Raw genomic sequence first — 26627 nt, 5'->3', positions numbered from 1 at the left:
ATCGGTTCTGCGGTAGTACTTGGAAAACAGTGAACTATTGAGTTCTGACTTAACGGAGAATCGTCAGTTGTGAGGGACCACAATTCTTATCAGCCGAAGAAGAAGCTTCCGTCCTTGGTCAGGGTCAAGCTAGTGTCGGTAGTGCTGGCTGCAATGGCTGCATTGCCCGAGTCATGGGCAGAGGAAGGTACAACTAAGGAGACGTTGGAGGAGGGCGCCAAGGTGGCAGCGCCAACCGTGACCAACATCTGCCCGAAAGGCACGTTGCTGTGCGCCAGTGACCTAGCTAAGCAGTGCCGTGGAGTGCGGCTGGATGAGTGACGTTGAAGCACTCGCTCAGCGTCTGATGACGGCGGGTTCGTCGACGCGAGAAGACTACATGCTGGCGCTCGAGTGCCTTGACAAGGCGGTGTGCGAGGCTAGCGCAGTAGGCCAAGCCCAAGCAGGGCGCATGGCTGCGCCTTGTGTTGGTTACGGGACATACCTGTTCGCACGCATGTGTTCGCATGGCATCGCTGCTGTGCGGGCAATGCCATATTCCCGTTGGGTCAGAAGCGATCACCAAGAGTGGGGGTTCAACGTCCTAGCCTGCCACGCCCGCGCTCTGCTGGAAGGCAATTTGTACTTTCACTATTTCATGCAGCCGACGGACGACGGGCTGGACGAGGGTAGGGCGCGGGTCACGTTGCTTCAACTCAACGACTGTTGCAGCAGGTTGAAGATGTTTGCCGGTAGCGAACAACAGCGGTTATGGTTCGAGCAGCAGCGCGATGAGTTGCAAGCTCGCCTGCGCTCCATCCCATTCTTCCTCAAATTGTCGCCTCCTGTACAGGCTCAATGCCTAGCCGGCAAGAAAGCATGGTTCCTAGACCGAGCCCAGTTGGTGGAACTGGTAGGAATGGACAAGGCTGGCTTTGACATTCTATGGGACCTATGGTCACAGCATTCCCACATCCACCCCGTATCCTTCCTGCGCATGGAGCCAAACGGCCGAGGCACGGGATTGGAATGCGATCCCGATCGCCAGTATTTGGCCGTTGCTATGCTGATCAGCGCTGGAGTTCTAGAAGCAGCCACAGATAAGATCGTCGAGGTCTTTCCGGATGTGGCCGGCGAGCGGAAGGGCTTGGACTCGAAGTTCAGCCCAGGACCTAAGCGCAATCGACGAAGGTAGCCGGGCAGAGGAAATGTAACTCAAGGATAGGAGCATGAATGACCGCTTTCCACATGAAGAAGGGGAGGGGCTGCGGGGCGTGGATACCTCAAAATCATCGACGGCCAGCAACGCCTGACCACGCTGCAGTACTTTCTGGCCGACACCTGACAACTTCGCCAGATGCTGAAGATCACCTACGGGTTCGATCTTTTCTATGGACTAGCGCTGCGCCTGAGGCTGTCTGTTTCCGTCGAGTGCGCGAGCTTCGAGGCGCGCGAATCCTCGCTGGGCGGTCTGCATAGGGTTCCAAGTTCCGCGAAGCAGGACGCTAATCCCCTATGATTGTCTGCAGGAGGCGTCGCGCCGCGGCGGGAGCTTTAGTAAATGAGCAAGAGGGAAGTCATCTCGCGAGACCCGCTGCAGGGTACCCAGGTCATGAGCACGGTTAAGTGGGATAAGCGATAGAAGAGTAAGGGGGCTGTCCAGTTCGGTGCTCATAGGTACGGGTGTCGCCGGTGTTGCCGTAGGCCTCTGCTTGGCAATAGCTATACTAGCTATCATAAATCCACAGACTGCAGCCATTGGGGCGACCATTGCGACGTCTGTTGCAGTCGTTGTCGCTTTGGCTGTGGGTTTGAGTCCTTGGTTCATCGTCCAGAGCGATCGAAAGACACGGTCAGCGGTCATCGCCTCCAGGATTGCACATGAGCTGGAGATAGCACTGCGAACGGCTGCAACGATCCGCGAAGGCGCTATCGCGCCGGGTAATCCCCTCGCTTTCAGGAGCGACGGTCAGTGCCAACGCGTTCCGTGAAGGAACGTATTTCTCTCGTCCGCATTGGTGAGGGGCAACTTCGCGATGTGCGTATGGCGCCAAGTCTTCGCCTCCGAACCGAGCTTCGTTAGATCTAACTCATTTGGCATGTCCTCCATGACTCCAGCTGGAGAGCATGAGGCCGAGCGCAGGCGTGAGCGGATATTTGCCGTGCATACTTCTACTACAAGGCCGGTCAGGTCGAGACGATCGAGCATCTGCAATAGCTTGAGTCGCTTCTTGGCGGTGAAGTTACTGTGCTTGAGCGTTCTGTTATACCGTGGTTGAAAGTGCTGGATGAGTGCAGCTTCGGCAAGACTGATCCGCTGTTTCCGATCGATCTTTTGCAGGAGCGTACCGTCGGTCATGGCACGAAAATGGTGGCGTTCCTCTTCTACGGACGCAGATGGATCCAGAGTGAGATCTCCTCCCGAGCTCACGAAGATCCGAGCGTGCTCGAAGCGAAACATCAGAATGATCACTTCGTGGCTGGGAGCATGGGTAACTGCATCGGCCAAGATCTGCTGGAACGTGTCGTGAGCCATTAGACGATCAACAGCCAGGCGTTGGCGAGTTCGACCTATACCTTGGCCTACATAAAGGACGTCCAAGTCCGAGTGCGCCCCAAGTTCGCAGTCAGACGTGGCGACGATGGCGTATGTTGGGATGGTGATCGGGTTCCGGGTCCCTCGTATGTGAACATAGCTTCCTGCCTCGTTAGTTTCGATCTGCACGGGTGTGCCGAGATGGTCCAGTTGTGCTTCAACCAACGAATAGCAAAATGGTATCGGTTTCCATTTTCCATCGTCGACCACCAGAAGATGGCCGACGATGGTCTTATTCGTCACAGCCAGCGAATCGGGATCGACAAAGATGCGTCGACGAGTGGTGATCATGTATAGGTTGCACATAGTCAGGGCATCCCGAAGCCCGCTGAGATGATCCACTGAGTAGAGCTCTGACGGGTATAGCGGATTGGCTTCGCTGGAATAGAGATTCAAGCAGCCTTCTGCTGCGAACTTGCGCTTCGCCATTCTTTTTTCCTTGACAGGCTAGTGTTCGATTGTTGCCGAGTGTGCGTGTGCAAGCACTGACGGAACCAGGCTTGCAAAGGATTGACCGGGCGCAAGGGGGCTACTTAAAGTGCTGATTCATCGACTGAATGATGTCGTTCTCGGTATCAATGGGAACCAATGAACCGATGGACGATCGAAGGGACTCCAGAGCCTGATCGGTGTCGCGGTCGCTGACGAAGAACTCCAAGGACAATGAGGCGCTGAATTTGTTGATGTCCGCGACGCTAGGGATAGGTGAAGAATTGGGTATCGACCCCACAATGCAGCGGAATGGGGATACTGGAAGGAACACCTTCTCAATCTCGGCTCCATCTGTGAGTGAGGTTGTCACGAGGCGTGGTTTCCCATCGCTGAATATTGCGAATGGTCCGCAGTCCCCGAGAATGAAAAACTCTTCGGGTGACGCGACGAGGCAGGTGAACTCTAGCTTGCTTGCCAGTTGGCTGGCACGTGTCGGCATCCCTGGATCCTTGGCTAGAGCCTTCAGAAACGCGCCATTTGCAACGGTGCTGGCTTCATCGCGAAGTCTGGACATTACTGCGTATGCCATTCCCCATGCCTGAGCAACGAGCTTTCCCTCCTGTTCGGTGACATATGTTCTCCATCGCGGCAGGATCATGCCGTAAATCTTTGCTCGCTGTTCCCGAGCAAGCTGGCCAAACGTCGCTTCGATCTGTTCATTGATCAGGCGCTTCTGCTCCTTCGGATCAGTAAGGCTGGCCATGAGCTCGTGGCGCACACTCAGTGGATCAAGGAGCGTGGTACGCAGCCCTTCCACGATCGACGGGAACATCTCTACGAGGGCTTCCCGCATAGATTTGGTACGGAAGGCGAGGGCGGAGATGAGAGTAGCGGCGTCCATGGGGGTAACGACATCCCCTCTATTGATGGCCTGCACGGTCTCGGCCAGTGCGTCTTCGCCATGGGTGATGGCGTCGTCCAGGCTGGTGTCTTCCGGGCCGCCGTAGAAGTCCAGCTCCTTGCCCAGCCCGCTGGTGTTGGGCGTGAAACGCCCCCGGGTCCGGTGGTGAGCGTGGACATAGAATTCCTTACCCCGCTGTCGGTAGGCAAACGGCCGTTGGATGAGTTGGGGCAGGTAGTGGTGTTTGCGGCCGGACATTGGGCGATCCACGGAGGTCTAAGCCAGTCTGCGGAACGGGTGAATCACCAGGTGAGACTGAGCTTTGTGGTGGGCGGGGGCAGTTTGGCGGAGGGAGGCGTGAGCGGATTTTCGTATAAACGGGATGTTGACTAGCCTGAGTTCGAAGGCTGCCATCATTCGGGAACATCTCTGCTCTTGGCCGCAGGACGTTACGCGACCCAAAGCGGAAATTCAGAGATTCAATGGTGTGCCTGCTTCGCAGCGGTTCCAGTCGTTCGGCTGCTCCGGCCGAGCTCACGCTTTCGGCCCTCTACCAGTTACTGACTCGCTCGGACTTGGGCCGACTAACGGTCGGTCCGAAATGCACCGCTATTCACTGACCGGTCCGGTGGCCATAAGCGAGAACATCGACTTGATCTCGGTGTCCGAGATTTCGCCAGCCGCTGCCTGCGGTTCTGCCTGCTGATAAGGATCGGTGTCTTCTTCGCCCTCCCGCTCTTCGAGAGTCTCGCGGCGACTTTGAATATCTTGCATCAATGCCGCGTCAGTACGGACGCCATACGTCTTTGCTGCGGAGACAAGGTCTTCGCGAAACGTTTCGAGTTCTTGACTGGAGGAGATGTCGGAAAGCTTGCCCTCAATTCCAAAGATAAACCCTCGCAGCGCGTTGCTCGCTGCGCTGCGGACCAAGCCTTTTTCCATCAGTGGCTCAAGTGCGCCAGCAATGCTTGTGATGTCGTCGATTGCCAAGTCCTCACCTGCATTTTCGAGCATTTTTGCCGCTGCAGTGGTAAGGGCTTCGCAGGCCGGAACTAGAAGGTCATCCGTCCGAAACTGAAGCCGCTTCAACTGCCACAGGGAAAACAGGCACTCGTAGAAATCTCCTGGCTCGATTCCCTGCGAGATCAAATCGTTGACTGCCCTGTCAAGGACAGCCTTGATATGAAGACCCGGCAAGTGTTCGCGCATCTCAAGGATGTGCCGCAGGGAGGCGATCGCGGTTGTTCTATTGTCGCCTTGGATGCGGTCCATGGCGGCTATCCATAGATCATGTTCTCCGAATTGATCGCGACACTTCGTAATGTTTGTCCTGAAAAAATTCCATGTGCTTCTGAACTCGTAGATCGTCGAAACGGATCGCACAACAACGGGAAGCAGCTGGTCGTCGATGAAGACACTGCTCAGGAAATCGCGAATGCCGGGATTTGCGAAGGAAATTTCTTGATCTCCGACCGTAACAAACGATCCGCTCAGTTCCTTCAACCCTGTACGGAAACGCGAAACTGCCTCCGACGAAGCGATCTGGAGCCCTGCGTTTGCGGTGATTCGTTTGAACAGCTGCAAACAGAGATCCATTCCTACATAGGGGCCGGTAAAGAAGGTGGCCCACAACAGACATCTTGCATCTGCGCTCAGGTGTGAGCGATACGGCCGCTCCCAGAGCTCCGAAGGGTTGTCTAAAACACGAAGGACAGTGGCCTGGATGGATTCGTCGCTTACAGAATAGTAGTCTGCTGAAGTCAGCAACTCGATCAAGCGGGGGTTGAAGTTACGGTGGTCGATCATCTTCAGGAAGAAGTCGCCGTCCAGGAGCTTGGCCTTTTCCTCATCGACCAGATCTGAGAAGTAAATGTGGTTGAAGACAACTTTGGCTTTGATGATCCGCGTATAGACCCCGACGTTCAGAATCATTTCGCTTGCCTCCACTCGCGGCGACGAGAGCTTGTCCGACTGGATCTGCGCCTGGTTGAGCAGGTACAGCCTAGTCGTCAGGATGAAGCGAAGATCCTTGTTGTTTCGAAGTCGATCCAGGAAAACGGGCAGACGCTGATCCACCTTGCCCAACAGTTCGTTGGTCAGACTGATCTGACCCAGGAAATCGTCGAGGAAGATGAGTCGCTTCTCGCCGGCTGTACTGACGGCCATTGCCTCCTGCAGGTCATCCACGACAAAGACCTTCCAGTTCTGCTCCATGTGGAGCCAAAGCAGCATTCGGCCAAGGGTGGTCTTTCCGACACCCGGCTCGCCCGCAATGATCAGCGCGCCGCGGTCCTCCAGGATCGTCTCCGCCTCGGCCAAACTGGCGTTATGCACGAACTTGGGAACAAGTTGCTTGATGCGGGCCAACTCGGCATCGGTCCGGTTGTAGACCGCGCTGTGCAAGATTCGCTCAAGGACTTCCGTGCTGGTCAACCAAAGCTTGAAATGCTGACGCAGCACGTGTGGATGGAGGCCCAGAAAGTTGTTTAGGTCCTCGCGGCCTATGACGTCTCCGGCACTGATCGGCGTGGACGGCATCGCTTGAATGATTTTGCGCTTCAGTTCCGGGGTAAGCGATAAGGACGTGACTAGGATGTACCGGTTCGGAGCCAGCTTCAGGACTTTGCTGTCCTCCTTCATCGCTGCCCGAAGAAGGCTTCTTGGCCCTCCCTCCGCATGATGCTTGGCCTGCACTACGACATCCTGGTCCGCCATGGCGAAGCGGAAGTCGATTCCACCATCCTTGCCGGGGCCAAAGCTCTCCATAGTGATGCCCAACTCCGCTTGCAGCAGGTCACGAACGAGCAGTTCGAAATCGATCGACGACAGAGTGCGAAAGTCGTACATGCCGTCAAGCCTGAGTGGCCGCGATCAGGGAGTCCATATGGGGTTTGTCAGTCTCGGTGATGACATCTATCAGGTCCTTGACCGCATGCTCGAGGTCGAAGATCAGCTCGTTGTTTCCAGCGAGCCGGTCCAGCGTGTTGCCGTGACTGAAGTAATGGAAGATCTTGAGGATCCGCTTCGCACGCTCGACCCCGAACAGAATTTCGGCTCGCTCGTCGACTTGTTCCGAGTCTTTCGGCCCAGGAAGCCTGGAGTACGTATAGAGCTCGATGAAGCGCCTCATGGCGTTCGGCAACAGCATCAGCACTTCGTGGACGGTCTTGTCAGGCGCCTTGTGGAAGCGATGAATGACCTCAAACAGGAAATGATATTCAGACTGATAGCGTGCGAGCGAGGCCGGCATGTCTTCCAGCGTGGAGGACTTCTCGGCGATCCTTCTGATCAGGTAGAGCCGGGCTCCCTTGTTGCTCGCCACGGGCTTGATCTCTCTGAGCAGGTTGAAGAATTCGAAGTTATGCGTGGAGATGAACAGTTGCTTGCAGGTGGTCTGCCAAGGCGCGTTCTTGTCATGCTGCTTGAAGAACAGCGCTCGGATGGCAGCGGTCACCTGAAAGATGTGATTGGCGTCGAGACTTGAGATGGGATCGTCGATGTAGACGATGGTCTCCTTGAATTCAGCTGGCTTGATCTCCTGGAGCTTTGTCAGGAAGTATGAGAAGGCAACTGCCGTGCGCTCGCCATCACTCAAATTCTTGGCAACGGCTCCCGTCTTCCGGATCAGTTGAAAGCGGTCCTGGCCTGCCGCATCCTTTACGACCTGGATCTGGACGGCCTCGCTCCCCAGCATGGACGCCAAGCGTTCGTTAATCTTTTCCCTGCCTTGTTGTGCCTGACTGATCTGAGCCTGAAGATCACTGATCTCCGGCCGCAGCCTTGCGACATAGGCCTTCAGACGGTCGGACCGACTGGCGAGTCGCGTCTTCTGTTGCTCCAGGCCTGTGGCCGCCTGGTCGTTCTCGAATTGCTGGACGTAGTGGTATCGTGCCTTCCTCAAGGCATCGGCTCTTGCCTTAATGAAGTTGGAGGCCAAATCGTTGTTCTGCTTGATGACAAGGTTGACCGCTGCAACCGCGTCCCTGATCCCTTTTTCTAGGCCTGCAGCCAATGGCGAGGGCGTCATGGCCTTGCGGGAGTCGTCAGCCTTGAGTTGCACTTCGTCTGTGAGTTTCCTTACAGCCTGGTTGAATGCGTCGATGGCTGCGGGCAGCGCTTCAATGGCGGCAGTGTAGGCTTCGCGAAACTGAGCATTGAGTTCGGCGGCCTTGGGCCAGCTCAGGTGGAAAACAGCCACCTTCACACGTACAAGAAGACCATCGACCCGCTCCTTGTGGTCTGCCAGATCCTTCGAAAAGTGTGCGCGAAAGGCTTCGAGGCGATCCTGAGACAAGTCGTTCCCGCAGAACTCGCACGTTCCCGCGCCTGGGTGCAGGGCCAAGCCGCCTTGGACCCAGCGTTCAACGGTAGGATTCTCCTCAAGGTGTTTGATAGTGTTGGAGAAGCTTGGCGTTGCGGCCAGAACCGTGACGGCCTCCTTGTGGAGATTCTCGATCGACGGAGCAGCGCTCAATTCCTCGACCATGCTCGGCTTCTTGGAGTCAGGCGTCAGCGCGATTTCGATGGCATCAGCGAGTTCCTTCTCCGGCACGAGCTGGGAATCAAGAACGCCGACTGCGACAAGATCCTGCCCGAGATGTGCGGCCGTATAGGGATCAACCTTCAAGTGTTGGCGGATGAACTTGGCAGTGTCGGTCTTGGCCTGCGCGATCCGCGTCTTCAGTTCTTCGAACTTGCCGTCCAGTTTGCGTTGGACCTCGTCCGAGCGCTTGATCCGTTTGCTAAGCTCATCGATTTTCCGTTGCGCATCCTCGGATTCCTTGCCCAGCAGCAGGATGGGGTTGAAGCTTCCGCCATCGAAGTGCAGATTGGCGCGGACGAAATCGGAATTGAAGACCCGAACCGACAGACTGCACCGACTGAAGTTTTTCTCGGTGATCGAATCATCGGCAGTTCCAAGTGTGAATTCGCAGCCGGACAAATCAGGATTGGCCGATTTGGTCTCAAGCTGAGCGAACAGGCGGGAGAGGGTGGTCTTCCCAGAGTAGTTCCAGCCATAGATGAGATTCTTGATCCCGAAGTCTTGCGTGCCTGTAGGCTTGCTGTAGCTTTGATAGACGCCAAGCCCCTTGATCTTCTCTATGCTCTTCAGCATGTCGCCTCCTTGATCTTTGACGCAAGCTTACCGTAAGCGTCTGGAGGCCCCACATTGCGGAAGTGAAGGTCCGCTTCTGGCCGAAAGCAGAGGTCGGTTCAAGGCAACCGCAGCGCCCTGCCGCCCTATATGCTGATTGCCAATGTCCACGCATCTATAGCTGGCTTGCCTAGTTCACAGGCGAGACGCCGGACCGCTTTACTCTTACCGAAGCAATCAGCTTCCTCAGAGTCATGTTGTGGACGCTGCGAACTCATCACTCTTTCTACTGTAGCTGGCGCGATGTCGCCACTGCAGGCAGTCATGGTGCTGTCCGTACAAGTAAATATTCTTTGATCATGATCAACTTGGCGAGCGGCACCGAACAGGACGAGCCTTACTGCTGCTGGTCCGGCGCAAGGCGATAATCATAACGAAGCGAGGCAGAAGTGTTGAATTCTGATGAGATTGCCAAACAAACATTGACGCAACTAGGTTTCATCGTAGAAAAGTTGCCAGAGGCTACAGAGAGTGGCAAGAAGATGCCGGATTTTTTCGTGCGGTATGGTTCTAGTAGCGCTTTGGTGGAAGCCAAGCTTAAGGTCGACGATCCGGATCAGGCCATCCTGCGCGAGAACGTCTTGACTTCTGGTGAGGCCTATGTTTCCGATCACGTACTCGGTCGAAACGAGACCCTCTCGGGCATCGTTCGGAATGGCTCCAAGCAGTTGAAGGCAGCTATAGAATTCGAAGCAGATTTCAATGTTATTTTCTTCCTGATGAACTGTATCAACGCTCGCGCCGTACGCGAGCAGCTTGTCGATACGCTGTACGGAAGAACAATGGTTATGGAATATGGAAAACCGTCTCAACTCAAGGCCTGCTATTTTTACAGGAATAGCGATTTCTATAGAAGGCAGGAGATCGATGCAGCAATCGTTGGCTATTCTGAGGCGAACGGCGGAGATTTGAAATTTAGAATTTGCCTCAATCCTTATTCACCTCACCATAATGAGCTCAAAGCGTCCGAGTTCCTCCTGCCATTTGGCCCTGCGGTTACGGACCCGATCAGTGAAGAACAAGCCGGCCTGGCCTATATTCCTGACGCTGGCGTTGAAAGAAGGGAGCAGAATTTCATGCGGCTTTTCTCCTTCTGCGACCCAGTACTTCTTCACCTCGCCGCCAAGTATGGAACAGCGCCGCTTGTACGTCTCGATTTCAATGCCCCTGAGATTTCTATTCGGTCACGGTAGCTCTGTCGGTTGCCTCTTCAGTCCGATATATACGGCCGTTTCAACCGACCGCTCGTGGCCGCAGGGCGTGATCGACCCGAAGCGGACATCCAGCTAGAGCCAGAATGGGTTCCGGGGCGTTCGGTCCTATCTCTGGGTGATGGCTTGTTAGTCTGATACAGCGGCCCTAAGATCACGCTGTAGCAGGGAAAGCCAGCCATGCAGTGCTTAGTGGCTATGTCGTACAACGGGACTCAAGGGTCCCTCTAGTCGGCAGTTTGCCGTCGTGGAGTTAGAGTGAACCCCGTCGAACAAATCAAAATTTTGAACAACCTTGTTGATGATATCAACGCTGTTCTCTCGCGGCATGGGATTGATAAGACCATCACGCTTTCTGATATCACAGTCACTGACAAGACCGTGTCCGATTTTTGCAAGCCGAACGCGCCTCTCTCTGAGGCGATCACCAACTATCTCTGGCCGAGCATCTCATCCGAAGAGGTGTACCACTACACTTCTCTGCAAGCAGCAGAAGCGATACTTAACTCCGGAACCTTTAGGTTAACGAATATTGAAAAAAGATGCGGAGAGGGTGAGATCGAGACGTTTTGTAAAACTCATGGCCTGTCCGGATACTTGGACAGTACAGAGAATGGGGTTCCTTTATTCAAAACCCTGCTGATGCCGAACACGTACTATGCATCATTCACAGGATCTGACCTCACTCCTGAGCGCGAAGACTATCTCTGGAGAACATTCGCCACACATGACGGCGTTAGACTGAAGCTCAAAATTACAGCGTCCAACCCGAACTTCCGGAAAATTCAGTACGAGGCAAAGCTTAGCGAACCGATTCCGCTAATTTCTGATCTTTTCAATACTGTAAAGCAAAAGTATGGTCGAGATTTCATTTTGAAGGGTATATCACGACTTTGCTCCTTCTACCTTTCAGGTGAAGACTACGGCATCGAGAATGAGCTTCGTGCGCTTCATAGAACATGGGACGGGTTCGGGCCTCAACCTGTTGGACAGGGGCCTAATAGCTACATTGAACTTTCAATCGGAACCATGAGCGAATGCGGTTACCAGATCGACGTTCTTGAAGTTCAATCACGTACTAAACCCTCGATGCCAAGTTATTTCGCTTTTTCAAACAGGCCGACCTAGCAGTTCGTTGAGGCCGACGACGCTTGGCAGGATGGCTTGGCTCAGGAATTAAGCCTCAGAAGGGCTATGTCGAGCGTTCGGGGTTGCTGTAGCCATATGAAGACTGCAATAGCATCTCTGCCTGAGAGGTCGCTGCTTGTTGAGGACAACGGCGTCCTAGCTAGAGTCTAAACAGTCCCTTCAGGGCGAACTCGCTTCACCAGTCGGCCCAGTTCCAGAGCCAAACGTCCGCTTCTGGCCGATAACAGTCGTGGGCTCGACATGGCAGCATTCGACTCAAAGCAGCCACCGATGCGGCCGCCCAGCCTACTGCGGGGTCCGGTCATATGCGGGCTTGTTGGCTTGGCTCTGTAGCCCTAAGGTCGAGGTATAAAGTTGACAGTCGACGATTTGGTGGATCAGTTCGATAAGTGGATCCTCGGGTCCATCCTTCAGGTGTTTTCCCTGCACAAAGAGGTATTCCTTGGGCCTTTCCAATATAAAGAATCATCTTGCTAATCACCCCATATCCTTTCGTGTTGCTGCAGGATTGCTTGTCCTATTCTTCGTTCTTGGATTTTCTCTTGCGAGTTTGGGGGTCCATGGACTTTGGACTGAAAGCACCTCGAGGTTAATCGGCGAAAATCAAGCGCCAGGAACTCTTGCACTTTTCGTCAGCGTTTCCTTGCTTTACCTGTCTGCCAAGGTTGCAATAAGAGGCTCTTCATTTGACCCGCAAGGAGGTGTGGACCGGTTCCTTAGCGTCTACATCCCCAATGCAGCACTCGGCATTGGTGCTGCGTACGTCGGCGTAACAATTGGCGCGGCTTTGGCTATCGCAGTCTTTGCTCACGACTCGATCTCCTCACCATTCGCGCTGACACAACTACTGTGGCTTTGCGCAAAATTGCTTGGTGGACTTCTCTTCGTCTATCTCCTATTTGTATTCATAACGATAAATAAGTCGACCGCACCAGGCTATGCGACTCCCTGCTTTCAAAGGAACATTCGCTTTATAAGTGGCCTGTTCTTCTTGGCGATGTTGGGCAGGTCGATATTGGGGATTTTCGTTGCGCGTTGACGATTCATTTGGGCTGACGTCGCTTCGCGGCGCGGCTTAGTTCAGGCGTCTGCTAATCACATCTATCGTTCGTTAGCGCTCAAGAAGGAGGAAGCACGTGGAAACTGAAGCCAGCAGCACCTATACAGTCGTCATCGCTCCAAGCAAGGAGAAGCTTCTGAGTGAGGTCAACAGCTTGATTGACGCCGGCTGGATGCCTCAAGGGGGACTCAGCATCGAGTACCCAGCTAACGCTGCACTGCCTATGTACGGCCAAGCCCTAGTAAGGGGTATTACAACCGACGCAGGTTGAGCATGGTTCCCGCCAAGCGGCCTGTAAGCAAATACGCGATTGAGCTCGCTCCCAGCAAAGATGCCTTAGTGCAAGAGGTTAATGAACGCCTTGCAGCAGGATGGGAGATACAAGGGCCTATTTCCATCAAATATCCAAAGAATGCTCTGTTTCCTATGTACGGTCAGGCACTCGTTTGGAGAAAAGAGACAGCTCCTCCTGTGCCTGCGACAGGTAGCTCCGGTTGCCTCGGGGTCGCCCTCCTGTGTGCGGCGCTTCCCTCAGCAGGCATCCTTGGTGCTCAGTTCATTTAAGCAGTCCCGTCGCCCACAGAGCCTCCGTCGCTCAGTACGGCGGCTTTGCCGGTACTGTCACTTATTTGGCCCGCTTCAAGTGGCCGCCTGTCCGGAGGCGGTCAACTAACAGCTCAGTCAAGCCGACGGTGCCACTGCCGCGCGGATTAACTAGGGCGTTTAACGTCCGCTTCTGGCCGAAAGCAGACATCGCCTCCCGCCTTAACCCAACCCTAGAACTTCATCCTCACACCACCATTCACCACAAACCCCTCCAGCGGCGCCCATGCATCCACGGTCCACTGGCCATCGTCGGCGCGACGAGGCCGCAGCATCGGGTTGTAGCCGCTCTGGCGGACGTTGAGGATGTTTTCCAGGTTGAGGAACAGGCTGACTCTGCCCAGCACGATTTCTCCCAGTGCACCCACTTCCAGATACGGTCGGCTGCGTCGACGCCAGGGATTGTCATCCAGCGCCTGGATACCGGTGTAGTAGGCCTCAAGGCCGATACGGCCACGGTCATGCTGCTCCCACATGGCAACCAGGCCTGCGCTATGCCTTGGCGTGAGTGAAACCGGACGGCGGCCGGCGCCTTCCTCACCGGGTTCGCGCGTATCGGTGTAGACATAACTACCGGTCACCGTGATGTCCTGCCAGCGATAGCGCAGCAGCAGTTCACTGCCACGGGTGCGGGTGACGCCCGCCACATTGACCAGTTGCACACGTTCACCCGGGGCGTTCGCAGATTCCACTAGGCGTACCGCATGGTCGATGTCCGATGCGAACACGCTGAGGTTCAGTTCCCAAGGGCCACGCACATAACCTGCATCGATGGATCCGGTGGTAGCGATTTCCGCGCGAAGGCGACTGAGCGGCTCCAGGCGTGACAGGCCAGCAGCCTCGATCTGCTCGACAAAGGGCGTAGGCGCATAGAAGCCTCTGCCGATCGACGCGCGCAGGGTCCACTCGTCAGGGCGGAACAACAGCGACACGCGGGGGCTGAAATGCCCGCCATAGGCGCTGTGGTCATCCCAGCGCGCACTGCCGGAAAGCGTAAGGTCATCGCGCAGCGCCTGCTCGGCCTGAACGAACAGGGCGGGCACGGTGTAGCGGTAATCAAACTGCGGGTAACGGGCGGAACGGAACCGGTCCTGCTGTGCGGCAATGCCCGCCAGCCAGCTGGTGGCGCCTACTCCGGACGCATAGCTGACTTCCGCAAAGCCGGTCTGATGGGTGTCGTTGTCCTGCTCAGGGCCATACCCGTGGTCGTGATCGGTGGACATGGCCGATGCGCGCAGCTGCAGTCGGTCGCTCTCGCGCACCGGAACATCCACCACCGCGCCGGCATCAACGCGCTCCGTGCGCTGCGTGAGGGCGAAGGGCTGCCCGTCGGGTGCCCGTTGACCGGGCAGTGTTCCGCCCAGCCGGCTCTCGCGCATTGCGCCTGCTGTCAGCAGTGCGCGCGCGCCATTTTCCGATTCCCAGAACAACCGCGGCCGGACCGTGGCTCGCTCGTAGCCGGGAATATCCGCCCAGCCGTCGCCGTCCAGGTCCTGGCGATCCTGGCGATGGTAGCCACCCACCACCGAGAGGCCCCAGTGCTCGGCAAGCGGCCCGGCTGCGTAGCCGGTCACGTCTTAGCCGCCGCGGCTTGTGGCATTGAGCAGCATTTCGGCCTCGGCGGTCTCTTTGGGCCGGCGCGATATCAGGTTCACCACGCCGCCCAACGCTGCCGGGCCGTACAACGCCGACGCGCTGCCCTTGATGATCTCGACACTGCCAAGGTCGGTCGGGGGAATCTGCAGCAGGCCGATGGACGATGACTGACCGCCGTACAGCGGCAGGCCATCAGCCAGCAGCTGGGTATACCGGCCGCGCAGGCCCTGGATGCGGATGTTGGATGCGCCCATGCCCGGCGAGGTGTTCTGCACCCGCACGCCCGCCGTCTCGGCCACAAGCATGGAGACGTTGCCCGGCGACATCAGCAGCTTCTCTTCGATCTCTTCCTGCGATACGACGTCTACCCGGATCGGTTCGTCGGAAACGCGGCGCCCTGACCGGGTTGACTGCACCACCACCGCATCCAGCTCCACGGCCTCATTGTGGTGGTCGTCGTGCGCGGCGGGCGGTTCATGTGCATTGGCCGGGGCAACGGCGGACAGCAGGGTGGCGCTCAGCGCCAAGGCAAGCGGATGGGGCAGCAGGGTCATGGGTCGTCAGGGCGGCAAGGCCGCGCGGTGGCGAAGTAGCCCGGCGTTGTAAACCTTGATGCGGCTACAAGGTCAAGCGACAGGCTGCGGTTGAAGGGCTTCCAGCACCCTGCAGTCGGCCACGCGGCCGCCCGGGCAATTGCCGATCATCCGCTCCAGCTCGCCCTGCAACGCCTGCAGGTCCTGGATCCGGCGTGTGATGTCTGCGATGTGCGCTTTCACCACATCGTCCACCGAACTGCACTCGTGCTCCCGCTGTTCACCAAAGGCAATCAACTCGCGGATCTGTTCGATGGAGAAGCCAAGCTCGCGGGCGCGGCGCACGAACGACAGGCGCCTCTGGTCCTGCGCGCCGTAGTAGCGGTAGTTGCCTTCCGAGCGTAGCGGCGGCTGCAGCAGCCCGATCTTCTCGTAATAGCGGATGGTTTCGGCCTTGGTGCCGGTTTGGCGAGCCAGCTGGCCGATGGTGAGGTGGCTGGGCATGGGCTTGACCTTGTAGGGGCTACAGGGTTGATAACGACTATCCCACCCTTTTTCAAGCCCGGGCACAGAGCCTGGCGGGAGACATCCATGGACCACTGCTGCGGCCACAAGCGCCAGGAACTGGAAGCGCTGGCCCTTCACAGTGCGCAGCGGCGCGTACTGGTGGCGGTACTCATTATCAACCTGGCGATGTTCTTCATCGAGTTCGGCGCGGGCATCGTGGCGCGCTCCAGTGCCCTGCAGGCCGATGCAGTGGACATGCTGGGCGACGCGATTGTGTACGGCCTGAGCCTGTGGGCAGTGAACCGGGGGGCGCGCTGGGAGGCTGGTGCAGCCCTCGCCAAGGGGCTGCTGATCCTGGCCTTCTTTGTCTTCATCGTGGTGGAGGTGGTCAGCAAACTGGTTCACGGCGTGCCACCTTCCAGCGGCTTAATGCTGGGGTTCGGAGCAATCGCGCTGGTGGCCAATCTGGTGTGCCTGGCACTGCTGTGGCGGTTCCGCGCGCTCATCATCAACATGAAAAGCACCTTCGAGTGTTCACGCAATGATGTCGCCGCCAACATCGGTGTACTGGTGGCCGCCGGTGGCGTTGCGCTGACCGGAAGCGGCTGGCCCGATATCGCAGCAGGCGCGGTGATCGCGCTGCTGTTCCTGAAATCCGCGCTGGCCGTGATCGGCGAGGCGTGGCCTGCGTGGCGTGCAGCGGTGAAGTAACAACGCGATTGAGGTGTGCGTTGGATACGATTGTGCCGCGTGGATGTCGGCTTCTGGCCGGAAGCGGACTTCAGCGGGGCAGGGGACTAGGGATGTCTATCGAGGGTAGGGAAGGGGGATTCAGGGTGCCGTTTGCGAAAAAGTAGAGGTTCCCTACATGTGTCCAGCTGCGCTCGGCAATAGAACGAACACATCCTCTTGCTCCATCACCGCTGGTGGGACCGTAGACGTTTAGCTGTGTCAGCCAAAATTCCATTCCAGCCTGGCCAAGCGCGCCCGTCGCTATAGGTGAGCCCCGGCCGATCGGGCGTCTTTCGGGCGATATGGGTTGCGAAATACTGCATAGGAGCCGTTGGAGGGCTACTTGTGGTCGAAGGCAGAGTGTTGCCGGAGTTGTCCGGCAAAGCGGGGCGAAAGATCTCAGTCCCCCGCGAGCATCGCTGCGGGGTTGTCCGCGACCCCTCCTGCCTGGAAGTACCCCACCACGCTGGCCACGGAACGATGGTCGGTCATCGCCATTAAGGCGGGCAGGGCGATCCCTCGGCGCGCCCCTTCGGTCACAAACCCTGAGCGCAGGCTATGTCCGCCAAAGTCGCCTTCCAGGCCTGCGAGCTTGGCGCGCTTCTGCACGATATCCGCCACCGACTTGGACGACAGGCCTAGGCCGATCGTGGTGCCCCAAAGGCGGCGGAAGATCGGCCCCTCGGTCAGGCTAGCCGCGTCCAGCCAGGCAGCGAGGGCATCGGCCGCTACGCCCAGGATCGGCTTGTCCGGCGTGGAGGTCGCTTTCGGTCCGTCCTGCAAGGTTTTGCCGTGCTCAAGCCGATAGATGTAGGTCCGGACGTCAAGGCGTCGCAGATCGGCCATGTCGGCGGCCGCGACTTCGCTGCGCCGACGGCCGCCGCTGGAGAAGGCAAAGTAGAGCAGGGCGCGGTCGCGCAAGCCCGTCAGGGAGTCGTCGCAGGTGGCCGCCAGCGCTTCCAATTCAGTCCGGGTGATGGCCGTCTTCTTTCGCGGGCGCTCCCCGCGTTTATGTGCTGCACGACGGCCTTTGGCCAGCAGCTGGCGCACTTCCGGTGTTTCGCACGGATTGTCGAACTTCTTAAGCTGATGCGCAGCGGACAGCACGGCCACCCGATGCACAACGGTGCTGAGCTTGAACGCGCCAGGTTTTTGCTTAAGTCCGGCGGCAACCAGTTGGACATCCAGTGCAGTCGGTAGCTCCCAGGTCAGGCCGGCCTTGCATTTGCGCCCAAGGTGATCGACCACGAACTGAACCACCGTGGCCGCCGGCACCGGCAGCACAATCGACTGGCCGTAACGCCCCTGAAACCAGGCCGCCCAGTAGCGCAGCGCCGCCGCATAGCTGCGAGTGGTATTGACGGAGGTGGCCTCGGCAAAGATTTCCCGTACGGCCGCAGCGGCGTGCGCGGCGAGTTGTTCGGGCTGCAATGTGGGCGGCCGCTCAGCGAGTATCGGCGATAGTCTAGTTTTCATATGTACTATGTAATGTATCGTACGATAACAGGCACCTATTTCCGATAACTATCTCTTATCGGAAGTATGGAATCAACAGAGCAGGGCACCCATACAGGAGAGACTTCATGGCCCGCGGCATCACCGAATCCGATGTTCACACCGCCGCCGACGAACTGGTCGCCAATGGCGAACGCCCGACGGTAGAACGCATCCGCGCGCACCTGGGCACGGGATCACCCAATACGATCACGCGCTGGCTGGAGACTTGGTGGAAAAATCTGAGCCTCCGGCTGCAGCCGAAGCGTCCAGATTTGAAGGATGCGCCGGCGGTCTTGGCCGAGTTAGCGGGGCAGTGGTGGGCACTGGCGCTAGAACATGCACGCGAGTCGATTCTCGAGGAGCTCACCGATGCTAGGCAGACGCTTGCAGCCGAGTATGACGAGCTGCGAGTGCAACAGCAGACCTTTGCCGAGGAGGCCTCCGAGCTCCACGCCAAAACAACTGCCTCGGCCCAATCCGAACGCCTGGCACTGACCCAGGTGGCGGAGTTGCGGCAATTTGTGGAACAGCTTCAGGCGCAGCTGACAGAATCGGCGCGACAACACGCTTCTACGGATCAGCGCCTTGAACAAGCGGAGTCTACGAGGCGGGCTCTGGAAGCCCGTTCACAGGAACTGCAGGAGCTAGCCAGATCTGAGCGCGAGAGCCTGATGGAACATGCCAGTTCTGTTGAAGATCGTGCAGCACGAGAGATCGACCAGGCTCGTCAGCAGGCCAAAGATCTACAAAGCAAGTTGGCTTCTGCGGAAAAGCTCCACGCTGCAACCGAACAATCACTTCGGAAATCTTTGAATGCTGCCCAGGATGCAGTGCTCGCGGCAGCTAAAGAAGCAGACAGGCAACGCGCGAAATCCGAGGTCTTGGAGGAACAACTAACTAGGATTCCTACGGTGATCGAGGAGGCATTCCGCGCGAGAGGCAGGCAGAGGTCAGCCAAATCAAAGAAAAAGATCCCGAAGGGCTGACCCTGGCGACACATTCTGTCGGCGCTACTTGGGCTTCTTGTCCTGTTCATCGTCATGCGACTTCATCGACTTTCGGTTGGTGTGATCCACCCACCAGCCCAATGCGCCCAAGACGAGCGCCATTGCAAGCACCCCCAAAGAACCAAGCATTGAGCTTCTCCTCTTCAAACTGCCTGGCTCAGGATAGCGCCAAGACAGGATGAGGTGGTGAGCAAGGGCTTCGGTTTGCTGGACACCCAAAGTTGCAGGAATCGCATAAATGCACACACCTGTGTGCGGTAGGAAGTTCGGTGTACACGCTTTAGTGCATCAAATGTACACGTCAAGTGCGGGCGCAGTGCATTGATGAGTGCGGCGTCCAGGAGGCCGGGATGGTAGGTGAGATGTGATCCAGAACCAGATCGAGCGGATCCGTGCTGCAGCGTAAGCAATTACATTATTTCGCATAATGTATATTATGTAAAACGCGGAATGGTCGTGGTGGGCTTTCCGCGAGATCTGCAGCATTCAACCCCAGCCCAGCTCTCAGATTTGTCCAGTTCCAGCTGAGGTCTCAACTGCGATTCGTCTTGCTTGTTTGGCTCAGAACCCTTCAATGGCTTGGCGCTGTCTATCTATGAGCTATGCCGTTTGGCTGACGGCTTCGGTGCAGCTGCCCCTAAGTCTGTCCCGCAGATCGACTTCACGACTCGTTCTCGTACCGGCATCTATCTGGTCGGCTTCATCAGCCTGGCTTGATCCTGTTGGTCAACGAAGCCTGGACCCGGATGGTTTGGGCTCAGGTGGCTGCAATCGTTCTGCGTCAGCTACCGCAACACAGAGCGGCGGCCACAGCGCCAATGCAGCTGGATCTTGCAGGGCGCGCGTAGCTGTTCAAGCACTGGCCGTGCCGGACCACGACGTGCCTTGCCGATTGCCACTTATTTTAGTGTTGCGTCACTTAAACAAGCGGGTATGCCCTTTATCCACGCCGTTGGCTGCAATCCCCGGTCCAATCCGCTTTTTGCAAACCGTGCCTGCATTCAACAAGCAATCGCAGGCACTCACTTTGCTGACAACGTTGCCCGGCCAGCCTGGTTGTTGCCCTCATCATCGATCCAGGTGAAATGAAGCGTCGGGTCTTGCTGCACGCACGCAGGTGCGGAATCTGCGATGCGCGTGTCCGATTGCGGTGCCAGCAAGCCTTCGTTGGTCACCGCAACTGGCTGGCCACCGCAGAGCATGATCCCTGAAACGGTTATGTAGTAAGGCGTCGTATTGGCCGCAAACAGGTGCCCGTTCTCCAGCCGGAATCTGAGCTTTGCCGCGGCCTGCCCTGCCCCTGCTTTCAATGCTGCCGGCCGGTAGATCAGCTTCATCTGTGTCCGCATCGTCACCGTCAGGCGCGTTGGATCCGGTTCCTCGCCGTCCATCCGGTTCGGCGGAATCTCGAGAAGGTTCAGCCAGTACAACGACTCCCGGTCTACAGCCGGCGACGGGCCTACATAGAGAAGTCTCAGACTCTGCCGCTGCCCGGCGGCGAGCTGGAACATCGCGGGCAACGGAATAACGGGCGACTCGGCCTCGTCGGGCCCGGAGTTGGGGTCGCCATCGTCTACCCAGGTCTGCACCATTACCGGGTAATCGTTCTGATTGGCGAGCACCAGCGATACCTCGCGCTGGCCTTGCGGAAAAATCACCCGCGTCCGCTCAGCCGTGACGCCTGCCATCGCGTTCCCGCAGGCCAGCAACAGAACAGTGGTGAGCAGGTGCTGGAGGGACATTATTGGCCCCGTATGATGATCTGCGCGGTTGCTTCGACACGGCCGGCGCTTACCTGCGGCCGGGTGCCTTCGGAGAGTTTTTCAATCCGGGCGGTGAAAGTCTCATTGTATTGAGTGACACCACCTGCACTACCGCCGGACTGCGTAGCGCTACCAACGGCCGGGTACCAGCCGCGCGCCTGGGCATTCGCACCGCCAGCGGAGTTCTCGTCCCGCAGTAAGTTCATCACCACGCCGTCGCGCAGCAAGCGGATTCCCACTCCCTTCGCCATGCCGGCCTCGTTGTAGCGGTCCGATACCAGATAGGAAATGCCGCCATTTGCATTCACCAGTCCGAGCGATGCAGCCGCAGCAGCGGCGCCGGACGACACCTTGATGCCCAAGGCGGTGCCATTGCTGGCCGTGCTGTTGGTGAAACCAGTCTGGCACTTGAAGCTCACCTGGAACGGAACTTCGTGACTGACGCCTTCATTGATCTCTGCGATCGACAGCCGGGGGAACACAACATGTGGCGTGACGTTCAGCACCGCGCAGGTGGGATAGCGCTTCAACGTCACCCCGTTCAGCAGCCCGATCGCACCCGGCCAGTTGTAATGCCAGCCATAGTGGTTGCCATAGTGTGTCTTGCCTACATTCGGATAGGCCAGACCCGGGCCCTTGATCGCGATATAGGCAGCCGGCTGGGTGTAGAGATAACGTTGCGACGGCGAAACAACGTAGTAATACGTGGATTCCAACGGCGCACTGAACAACTCCGAACGCACTGCGCTGAGGTTCTTTGCCTTCACAAGGCGATAGCCGCGTGAGTCCACATCCAGTCCCTCCAGCAAGCGCTCCGCCCAGACATCGGTGAAGTACTGTCCAGTTTCCATATGGGTCAGGCGAAGCAACACATTCCGCCACGCGGTCCGATATGCGGACTGCAAGCCCAGCGAATTGCCCAACGAATCGCCACCGGTGTACCAACCGCTGTACAGGTCATCGGCGTTCGTGGAAAACATTTCGTATACCGCATCACCCGGCGCGCAACGGAAAAACACCCGTTCTGGATCGTAGCCGGCGGAGGAACCGTACAAAGTGAGCGGCGCCACCGCGCTGGCGATCAGCGTTGGATAGGGCTGGAATGCTGGATCACTGACATTGATCACGCTGGGCAGGCCAAGCGAACCATTGCAGCTGTCACAGGCACCGCCCCAGACGGCTGCAGTGCCCTCCCCCGGCCGGATCGCGGTCTGGATCGTGGTGGTGGCATTGCCAACGCTTTCCACCTTGTAGCAGGTTGCCCATGCAAGCGGAGAAGCGAACAGTAAGACCAGAGACAGCCAACGAAGGAAAGTGCTCATTGTGCGCCCACTTGGTAGTTGTACATGCCCTGGCAGGTGGCCTCGATGATGACAGGAGCCGCGTTGGAACCGGGAGCTTGCGCACCCAGATCATAGGCTACCGAGCAGCTGCCATTGGCGGTTTCCGACCACTGCACGGAAAGCAGCCCGGTGCGCTTGGCAGCCCGCGCATAGATCAGCCCTGCCTGGCCAACCATGCCGATCGTGGCGCCCATTTCATCGGCCACGCTGGCGCCGAGCGGCACCACATTGCCATCAGCGCGGCGGGCGCGAACGATCAGCGGCGTGCCCGTCAGGGTTTCAAACACCACATGCAATGCGGCGCCTGCCGACGGCACCACGGTGCGCTCGGTCTCCACCAGCTCCGCATCTGCCGTCATGTCCTGCGGATCCAGGCCGATGCGATTGACGCGGTACGGCGACAACGAAGGCATCAGCGCGAAGCCATTGCGGTTCACGCGGGCACCCTGCCCGCCGCGCACAAGCGAGCCTTGTGCACCTTCTGCTTTCACCAAGGCGAAGCTGTCGCCCAGATACGGTCCGAACGTCAGGCCTTCGCCGTGCAACACCAAAGCGCCGCGCATGCCGGCGGTGAGTTGCTGCCCGGCGGAGCCGCCCGACACACCCGCGCTGAAACTGCCCATGGCAGTCTGGGTCTGCAGGTTGCCGCTCCACTGTGGACTGCGGGCGCTTCCACCCTGCCCCGCGGATACCGCGTAGTTGGTAGTCCGGCGCTCGCCCAGGCTGCCGCTGACCACGGATTGGTAGCTGGAACCACCCGCGCCCGTGTCCCTCGTTGCCATGCCGCTGAGCACCGGAGCGGACGAGGTCCTGCCTAGTGGCATCGAGACGGTCAGGCCAAGCGAGCGACCAAGCTGGCATTGCGGCGTCGAGCGGAAGTCCCATCGTTCCAGCGTGCAGTTGCGCTGCTGGGACAACGACAGGCTATAGCTCAGCCTGCGCCAGGTGTTGGAATAACCGAACTGGAACTGCACATCGCGCTGGCTGTCATTGAAGTAGTCCGCTGCCGAACCGGTCAGGTACAAGGAGCCGTAATTGCCGAGGCGCTGGTTCATGACCACGCTGAACTGGTTGCGTTGATTGCGCTGGCGCTCTGGCTGCCACGCATCATCTTCGAATGCGTCCTGCTGCCACGGCTGCCCGAGCGCATCGGAGAGGTCGCGGAACCCGCTGGACGAATAGCGGTAGCCGGCCAAGGTAAACGTGGTATCGGTGGCCTGGAAGGTCTTGCTGTAGTTCAGTTCAAGTCGGTAGCCGGTTTTGGTTCCCGCGCCCTTCTCGTGCAGGCTGGAAAACACCGAGTTTCCACCGAACGCGCCATAAGGCGTCGCAACGACACCACCAGCCAACACGCCGACGTAGTTCTCGGCAATTCGTGCGCCCGTGTTGATCGTCAGCCGATTGCTGAGCCCGCGCTGATAGGTGAACTCGGCGAAGCCCTGCTTTGACTGGCTGTTGGCTCCCGCCTCGCCCACCGTGGCGCTGTACTTCGAGTAGCCAGGACGGACGGATTCCGGCACAGCGGAGAATGGCACGCTGAAGCGGCCGACGCTGCCATCGGCACCGTGCACTTCCACATCCAGGTCACCGCCATAGGCAGCGCCACTGATGTCATCAATGACGAACGGCCCCGGCGGCATGGTGTCTTCACGCAACTTGCGGCCGTTCTGGCTGATGACCACACGCGACTTGCTGGTTGCCGTGCCACGAATCACCGGCGCATAGCGGCGCTGCGAGTCCGGAATCATCCGCTCGTCGGATGCGATCTTGATCCCGCGATAGCTCAGGTTCCCGAATAGATTGCCCTCGATATAGCTGCTGCCGATGGTCATCTCACTGGAGATTCCGGGCAGCGAGCGCTGCGCATAGGTGCGGATGCTGTTCCAGTCACTGCGCTGCTGACCCGCGCGGCTCGAATAAGTGAGGTTGGACTGGTGGCGAAGACGCCACATGCCGAGGTTTGCCCCGGCGTTTACCGCCGCCGAGGCGTAATGCGATTCCATGCCATGAGCAGAAGAACGGCTGGCATTCAAGTCGTAGTTGGCGAATGCCATGGCCTTTCCCGCATCCCACATGTCACGGCTGACATGGTCACGCGGCTTGCTGATCAGCAAGGCCTGCGGCACGGAGATATCCAGGCGAAGGCGAGCTACGTCCAAAGCGCTGCTTGCGCCCGGCAGACGGCTCTTCAGTTCCGAGCAGGCGGATTCTGCACCTTCGGCCGGACCGACTGCATGCAAACGTGCACCCAGGGTGTCCTGGAGGAAGGTCTCATCAAGGCAGGGTTGGATGCCGCCACCCATTTCCTTGAACTCAAGCTCACGCCGATCGACATAGGCGTCATTGAGATAGACATCGACCACATAGCGGCCAGCATCCACCTGATCGCCGCGATTGAATCGCTGCAGATTGCCGGTTGAGAGACTGGAGCCCATCAACAGACGATCGTCGAACTCGTACATGGCATCATTTGCGCGGGCCATATTGCCTTCGGCCAGAAGCACGCCACCGAGCGCGAGTGCGAGCGGAGAGATGCGCACGGTCTTAGCGCGACGCCGCATGGCTGACCGCAATGCGGGCGCCATAGTCATTGATCAGATGTGCATTCACCATCGCCTCCCCTGCTGGCAGCGGGGTGGCTGCCAGCGGCAACCATTGGGCGGTGCCCATCGGTGGCACCATCGCAGGAGAGAGCTTCCAGCTTGCACCGGCCACGCTCAGCGTGGCACCGCCAAACGAGGCGTGATAGCCGGTCGGGTTCTCGACCTGCACGTGCCAGTTGTTGCCCGACTGCTGGATGCGGAAGCGCAACTGCTCCGGAATCTGCGCAGGGGTGCCGGCAATGCCCGACGGCCGATAGAACATCTTCAGGCGATTGCGCATCAGCACCATCACCTTGTTCTGGTCGGCGTGGGCGGTGTTCATCGGCGGCACCTGCAGCAGGTTCAGATGAAACACCGATTCGCGATCAGTCGGCATGTCCGCACCTGCAAACATCACGCGGATCCGCTGGCCAGCACCTGGCGCCATGCGCGAAACCGCAGGCGTCACCACGAATGGAGCATCGGCGTCGGCCGGCGTGGACTGCGGGTTATCGACGTCCACCCAGGCCTGCACGGCATTGGGGAACGCATCCTGGTTGGTCAGCTGCACCGTGACCTGCTTTGCATCGGCCGGATAGATTACGCGGGTTCCTGAAACGACAACACTCGCATCGGCCACCCCTACGTTGAACAGCGCGAAGATGCCGGCAATTGCAGTGCAGGACATGTAGCGGCGGGAAGGGTTCTGGTGCATGTGCTTTCCTCAAGTGGAATTGCTGGCAATGCGTTGCCCGGGAGGGCGACCATTGCGGTCGCCTTCCCAAGCCTGTTACTCGTAGCGAACGGTGTAGGTGACCGAACCCAGGACCGGACCCGGGGTCACGGCGGTCTCTTCGGAGATGTAGCGGACGCCGTAGTCGTGGGTAGCGGTGGTCTCGCCTGCACCCAGCAGGATCTCGCCAGCACGCACGGCTGCGCCGCCAGCCAGGTTCACCGGAGTACCACCCGGGGCATCGAGCAACTGCAGTGCGACGCCCTCGGCACCAGCGGCAGCGGTGTTGGTCAGGTTGCCGGTGGTGGTCGGATTGGTGGCCTGGAACAAGGTGGTGAAGGTTTCATCGGCACCCGACGCGGCACAGCCGGTCAAGGTGATGGTGAACACGCCTTCGCCTGCGGACTTGCCCACGGCGCCGTTGAGGTCGGAGACCGGAACGCTGTTGAGGATGATGGTCGGATCGGTACCGCCATTGATCACCGCAGAACAGGTCTGGTCAGTGACTTCACCATTGAAGGTGATGACATTGGAGGCGTTTGTCGATGCGCTTGCGGCCATGACAGCGGCCAGCAAAATCAGAATGCCACTTACCTGATGCTTCATTTCGTTTTACTCCTGGAACTCAGCTTGGGGAGGCCGCATTGTTGATTCCCGAGCTGACTGGAAACATAGGACAGGGCCTAAAACGCAGGCGTTTTCTGCCGCTACAACGGCTTGATTCCTGACTTCGTTGAAGAACTTGATGTGGTAGCGCTAGGACTGATCGCAGAAGACGGCGCACGTTGAAACAGCAGCTGGAAGTCGCGTACAGCGACGGCCGCAGATCCGATGGCAAGGCAGAACTCTGTGATGCGAGTGCCTGCGTTGAAGTGCGGCGAAAGCTTTTTCACAGGGACAAGCTACGAACCCGGCGCAGCGATTCGTGCGTCGCGGCGTCTGCTTCGCTACGCGCTCGTTGGGATTCACAGACACTGGCGACGCCTCGCATCACGCGCTGGCGCATCGCGCCCCTCATCGCACAACAGCAATGGAGTGCAGGTATGCATTGCTCCCCTGCCCTTCGCGCAGGAGGAACCGCGAGGAGCTCAGCACCAGTCCTGTTCGGTGCGATATCAAGCCTGAGAGCGCCCTGCCCCCCCCTGTTCCGGTTCAGCCCGAGCAAACCACAACTGAGACTCTTTAATTTAGTGATGGATCACTTTATTTGAGACGGGTACCTGACATGGAGCAGCACAAATCCACTCT

19 protein-coding genes are annotated in these 26627 nt (G+C 58.2%); 6 read left to right on the top strand and 13 right to left on the bottom strand.

All coding sequences use genetic code 11. The features are described from left to right. Nucleotides 1-313 precede the first annotated feature (313 nt). Nucleotides 314-1174 (top strand): hypothetical protein, encoded by an 861-nt coding sequence (locus Q5Z11_RS10820; RefSeq protein WP_303746423.1) that lies wholly within the window; start codon nt 314-316, stop codon nt 1172-1174. Nucleotides 1175-1948: 774 nt separating this feature from the next. Here the strand turns inward: Q5Z11_RS10820 and Q5Z11_RS10815 are convergent. From Q5Z11_RS10815 to Q5Z11_RS10800, 4 genes are all read right to left on the bottom strand, one after another. Further along, nucleotides 1949-3004: a hypothetical protein gene (locus tag Q5Z11_RS10815; protein ID WP_303746422.1), complete on the bottom strand. Its 1056-nt coding sequence runs from the start codon at nt 3002-3004 to the stop codon at nt 1949-1951. 100 nt (nt 3005-3104) lie between these two features. Continuing rightward, entirely contained in the window at nt 3105-4166 is a 1062-nt protein-coding gene (locus Q5Z11_RS10810; RefSeq protein ID WP_303746421.1) for a DUF4238 domain-containing protein, read from the bottom strand. Nucleotides 4167-4517: 351 nt separating this feature from the next. Further along, nucleotides 4518-6755: an nSTAND3 domain-containing NTPase gene (locus Q5Z11_RS10805; RefSeq protein ID WP_303746420.1), complete on the bottom strand. Its 2238-nt coding sequence runs from the start codon at nt 6753-6755 to the stop codon at nt 4518-4520. 4 nt (nt 6756-6759) lie between these two features. Then, nucleotides 6760-9024, bottom strand: a complete 2265-nt coding sequence (locus tag Q5Z11_RS10800) for an AAA family ATPase (protein WP_303746419.1) — start codon at nt 9022-9024, stop codon at nt 6760-6762. A 428-nt stretch (nt 9025-9452) separates the two neighbouring features. Here Q5Z11_RS10800 and Q5Z11_RS10795 point away from each other — a divergent pair, with 428 nt between their 5' ends. The 3 genes from Q5Z11_RS10795 (at nt 9453) to Q5Z11_RS10785 (ending at nt 12462) form a co-directional block, all read left to right on the top strand. Beyond that, entirely contained in the window at nt 9453-10256 is an 804-nt protein-coding gene (locus Q5Z11_RS10795) for a hypothetical protein (protein ID WP_303746418.1), read from the top strand. Nucleotides 10257-10532: 276 nt separating this feature from the next. Next, the gene (locus Q5Z11_RS10790) at nt 10533-11402 is read left to right on the top strand and encodes a hypothetical protein (RefSeq protein WP_303746417.1); all 870 of its coding nucleotides are present in this window, start codon (nt 10533-10535) and stop codon (nt 11400-11402) included. Nucleotides 11403-11865: 463 nt separating this feature from the next. Continuing rightward, nucleotides 11866-12462, top strand: coding sequence for a hypothetical protein (locus tag Q5Z11_RS10785; protein ID WP_303746416.1), 597 nt, complete (start codon nt 11866-11868; stop codon nt 12460-12462). Nucleotides 12463-13259: 797 nt separating this feature from the next. On the opposite strand, the gene Q5Z11_RS10780 is transcribed toward Q5Z11_RS10785, so the two are convergent. The 3 genes from Q5Z11_RS10780 to Q5Z11_RS10770 form a co-directional block, all read right to left on the bottom strand. Further along, complete coding sequence (locus Q5Z11_RS10780) at nt 13260-14660, bottom strand: TonB-dependent receptor plug domain-containing protein (protein WP_303746415.1); 1401 nt, start codon at nt 14658-14660, stop codon at nt 13260-13262. 3 nt (nt 14661-14663) lie between these two features. Then, nucleotides 14664-15236: a TonB-dependent receptor plug domain-containing protein gene (locus tag Q5Z11_RS10775; RefSeq protein WP_303746414.1), complete on the bottom strand. Its 573-nt coding sequence runs from the start codon at nt 15234-15236 to the stop codon at nt 14664-14666. A 72-nt stretch (nt 15237-15308) separates the two neighbouring features. Continuing rightward, nucleotides 15309-15719, bottom strand: a complete 411-nt coding sequence (locus Q5Z11_RS10770) for a MerR family transcriptional regulator (protein WP_303746413.1) — start codon at nt 15717-15719, stop codon at nt 15309-15311. An 87-nt stretch (nt 15720-15806) separates the two neighbouring features. On the opposite strand from Q5Z11_RS10770, the gene Q5Z11_RS10765 reads away from it, so the two are divergent. After that, nucleotides 15807-16433: a cation transporter gene (locus Q5Z11_RS10765; RefSeq protein ID WP_303746412.1), complete on the top strand. Its 627-nt coding sequence runs from the start codon at nt 15807-15809 to the stop codon at nt 16431-16433. Between the two features lie 420 nt (nt 16434-16853). On the opposite strand, the gene Q5Z11_RS10760 is transcribed toward Q5Z11_RS10765, so the two are convergent. Further along, entirely contained in the window at nt 16854-17930 is a 1077-nt protein-coding gene (locus tag Q5Z11_RS10760; RefSeq protein WP_303746411.1) for a tyrosine-type recombinase/integrase, read from the bottom strand. 107 nt (nt 17931-18037) lie between these two features. Between Q5Z11_RS10760 and Q5Z11_RS10755 the strand changes: the two genes are divergently transcribed. Next, the gene (locus Q5Z11_RS10755; protein WP_303746410.1) at nt 18038-18937 is read left to right on the top strand and encodes a DNA-binding protein; all 900 of its coding nucleotides are present in this window, start codon (nt 18038-18040) and stop codon (nt 18935-18937) included. A 1043-nt stretch (nt 18938-19980) separates the two neighbouring features. Here Q5Z11_RS10755 and Q5Z11_RS10750 read toward each other — a convergent pair. From Q5Z11_RS10750 to Q5Z11_RS10730, 5 genes are all read right to left on the bottom strand, one after another. After that, a complete protein-coding gene (locus Q5Z11_RS10750) occupies nt 19981-20700 on the bottom strand; it encodes a fimbrial biogenesis chaperone (RefSeq protein ID WP_303746409.1) in 720 nt (239 codons plus the stop codon). Next, entirely contained in the window at nt 20700-22043 is a 1344-nt protein-coding gene (locus tag Q5Z11_RS10745; protein WP_303746408.1) for a fimbrial protein, read from the bottom strand. Before Q5Z11_RS10745 ends, Q5Z11_RS10750 begins: the two co-directional genes overlap by 1 nt. Then, nucleotides 22040-24625: a fimbria/pilus outer membrane usher protein gene (locus tag Q5Z11_RS10740; RefSeq protein ID WP_303746407.1), complete on the bottom strand. Its 2586-nt coding sequence runs from the start codon at nt 24623-24625 to the stop codon at nt 22040-22042. Before Q5Z11_RS10740 ends, Q5Z11_RS10745 begins: the two co-directional genes overlap by 4 nt. After that, nucleotides 24609-25361: a fimbrial biogenesis chaperone gene (locus Q5Z11_RS10735; RefSeq protein ID WP_303746406.1), complete on the bottom strand. Its 753-nt coding sequence runs from the start codon at nt 25359-25361 to the stop codon at nt 24609-24611. Before Q5Z11_RS10735 ends, Q5Z11_RS10740 begins: the two co-directional genes overlap by 17 nt. Before the next feature lie 75 nt (nt 25362-25436). Then, nucleotides 25437-25985, bottom strand: a complete 549-nt coding sequence (locus Q5Z11_RS10730; protein WP_303746405.1) for a fimbrial protein — start codon at nt 25983-25985, stop codon at nt 25437-25439. Nucleotides 25986-26627: the final 642 nt, after the last annotated feature.

It is taken from the genome of Stenotrophomonas sp. 610A2 (genome assembly GCF_030549615.1).
In the GTDB taxonomy this organism is placed as follows: Bacteria; Pseudomonadota; Gammaproteobacteria; order Xanthomonadales; family Xanthomonadaceae; genus Stenotrophomonas; species Stenotrophomonas pigmentata.
This window is presented reverse-complemented; position numbering and strand designations above follow the sequence as displayed.

Excerpts from the sequence above, each read along its gene's own strand:
- Q5Z11_RS10775 (WP_303746414.1), bottom strand. The coding sequence starts at position 15,236 with ATGACCCTGCTGCCCCATCCGCTTGCCTTGGCGCTGAGCGCCACCCTG.
- Q5Z11_RS10755 (WP_303746410.1), top strand. The coding sequence starts at position 18,038 with ATGGCCCGCGGCATCACCGAATCCGATGTTCACACCGCCGCCGACGAA.
- Q5Z11_RS10750 (WP_303746409.1), bottom strand. The coding sequence starts at position 20,700 with ATGTCCCTCCAGCACCTGCTCACCACTGTTCTGTTGCTGGCCTGCGGG.
- Q5Z11_RS10760 (WP_303746411.1), bottom strand. The coding sequence starts at position 17,930 with ATGAAAACTAGACTATCGCCGATACTCGCTGAGCGGCCGCCCACATTG.
- Q5Z11_RS10735 (WP_303746406.1), bottom strand. The coding sequence starts at position 25,361 with ATGCACCAGAACCCTTCCCGCCGCTACATGTCCTGCACTGCAATTGCC.
- Q5Z11_RS10740 (WP_303746407.1), bottom strand. The coding sequence starts at position 24,625 with ATGCGGCGTCGCGCTAAGACCGTGCGCATCTCTCCGCTCGCACTCGCG.
- Q5Z11_RS10765 (WP_303746412.1), top strand. The coding sequence starts at position 15,807 with ATGGACCACTGCTGCGGCCACAAGCGCCAGGAACTGGAAGCGCTGGCC.
- Q5Z11_RS10805 (WP_303746420.1), bottom strand. The coding sequence starts at position 6,755 with ATGTACGACTTTCGCACTCTGTCGTCGATCGATTTCGAACTGCTCGTT.
- Q5Z11_RS10815 (WP_303746422.1), bottom strand. The coding sequence starts at position 3,004 with ATGGCGAAGCGCAAGTTCGCAGCAGAAGGCTGCTTGAATCTCTATTCC.
- Q5Z11_RS10730 (WP_303746405.1), bottom strand. The coding sequence starts at position 25,985 with ATGAAGCATCAGGTAAGTGGCATTCTGATTTTGCTGGCCGCTGTCATG.
- Q5Z11_RS10810 (WP_303746421.1), bottom strand. The coding sequence starts at position 4,166 with ATGTCCGGCCGCAAACACCACTACCTGCCCCAACTCATCCAACGGCCG.
- Q5Z11_RS10770 (WP_303746413.1), bottom strand. The coding sequence starts at position 15,719 with ATGCCCAGCCACCTCACCATCGGCCAGCTGGCTCGCCAAACCGGCACC.
- Q5Z11_RS10745 (WP_303746408.1), bottom strand. The coding sequence starts at position 22,043 with ATGAGCACTTTCCTTCGTTGGCTGTCTCTGGTCTTACTGTTCGCTTCT.
- Q5Z11_RS10800 (WP_303746419.1), bottom strand. The coding sequence starts at position 9,024 with ATGCTGAAGAGCATAGAGAAGATCAAGGGGCTTGGCGTCTATCAAAGC.
- Q5Z11_RS10820 (WP_303746423.1), top strand. The coding sequence starts at position 314 with ATGAGTGACGTTGAAGCACTCGCTCAGCGTCTGATGACGGCGGGTTCG.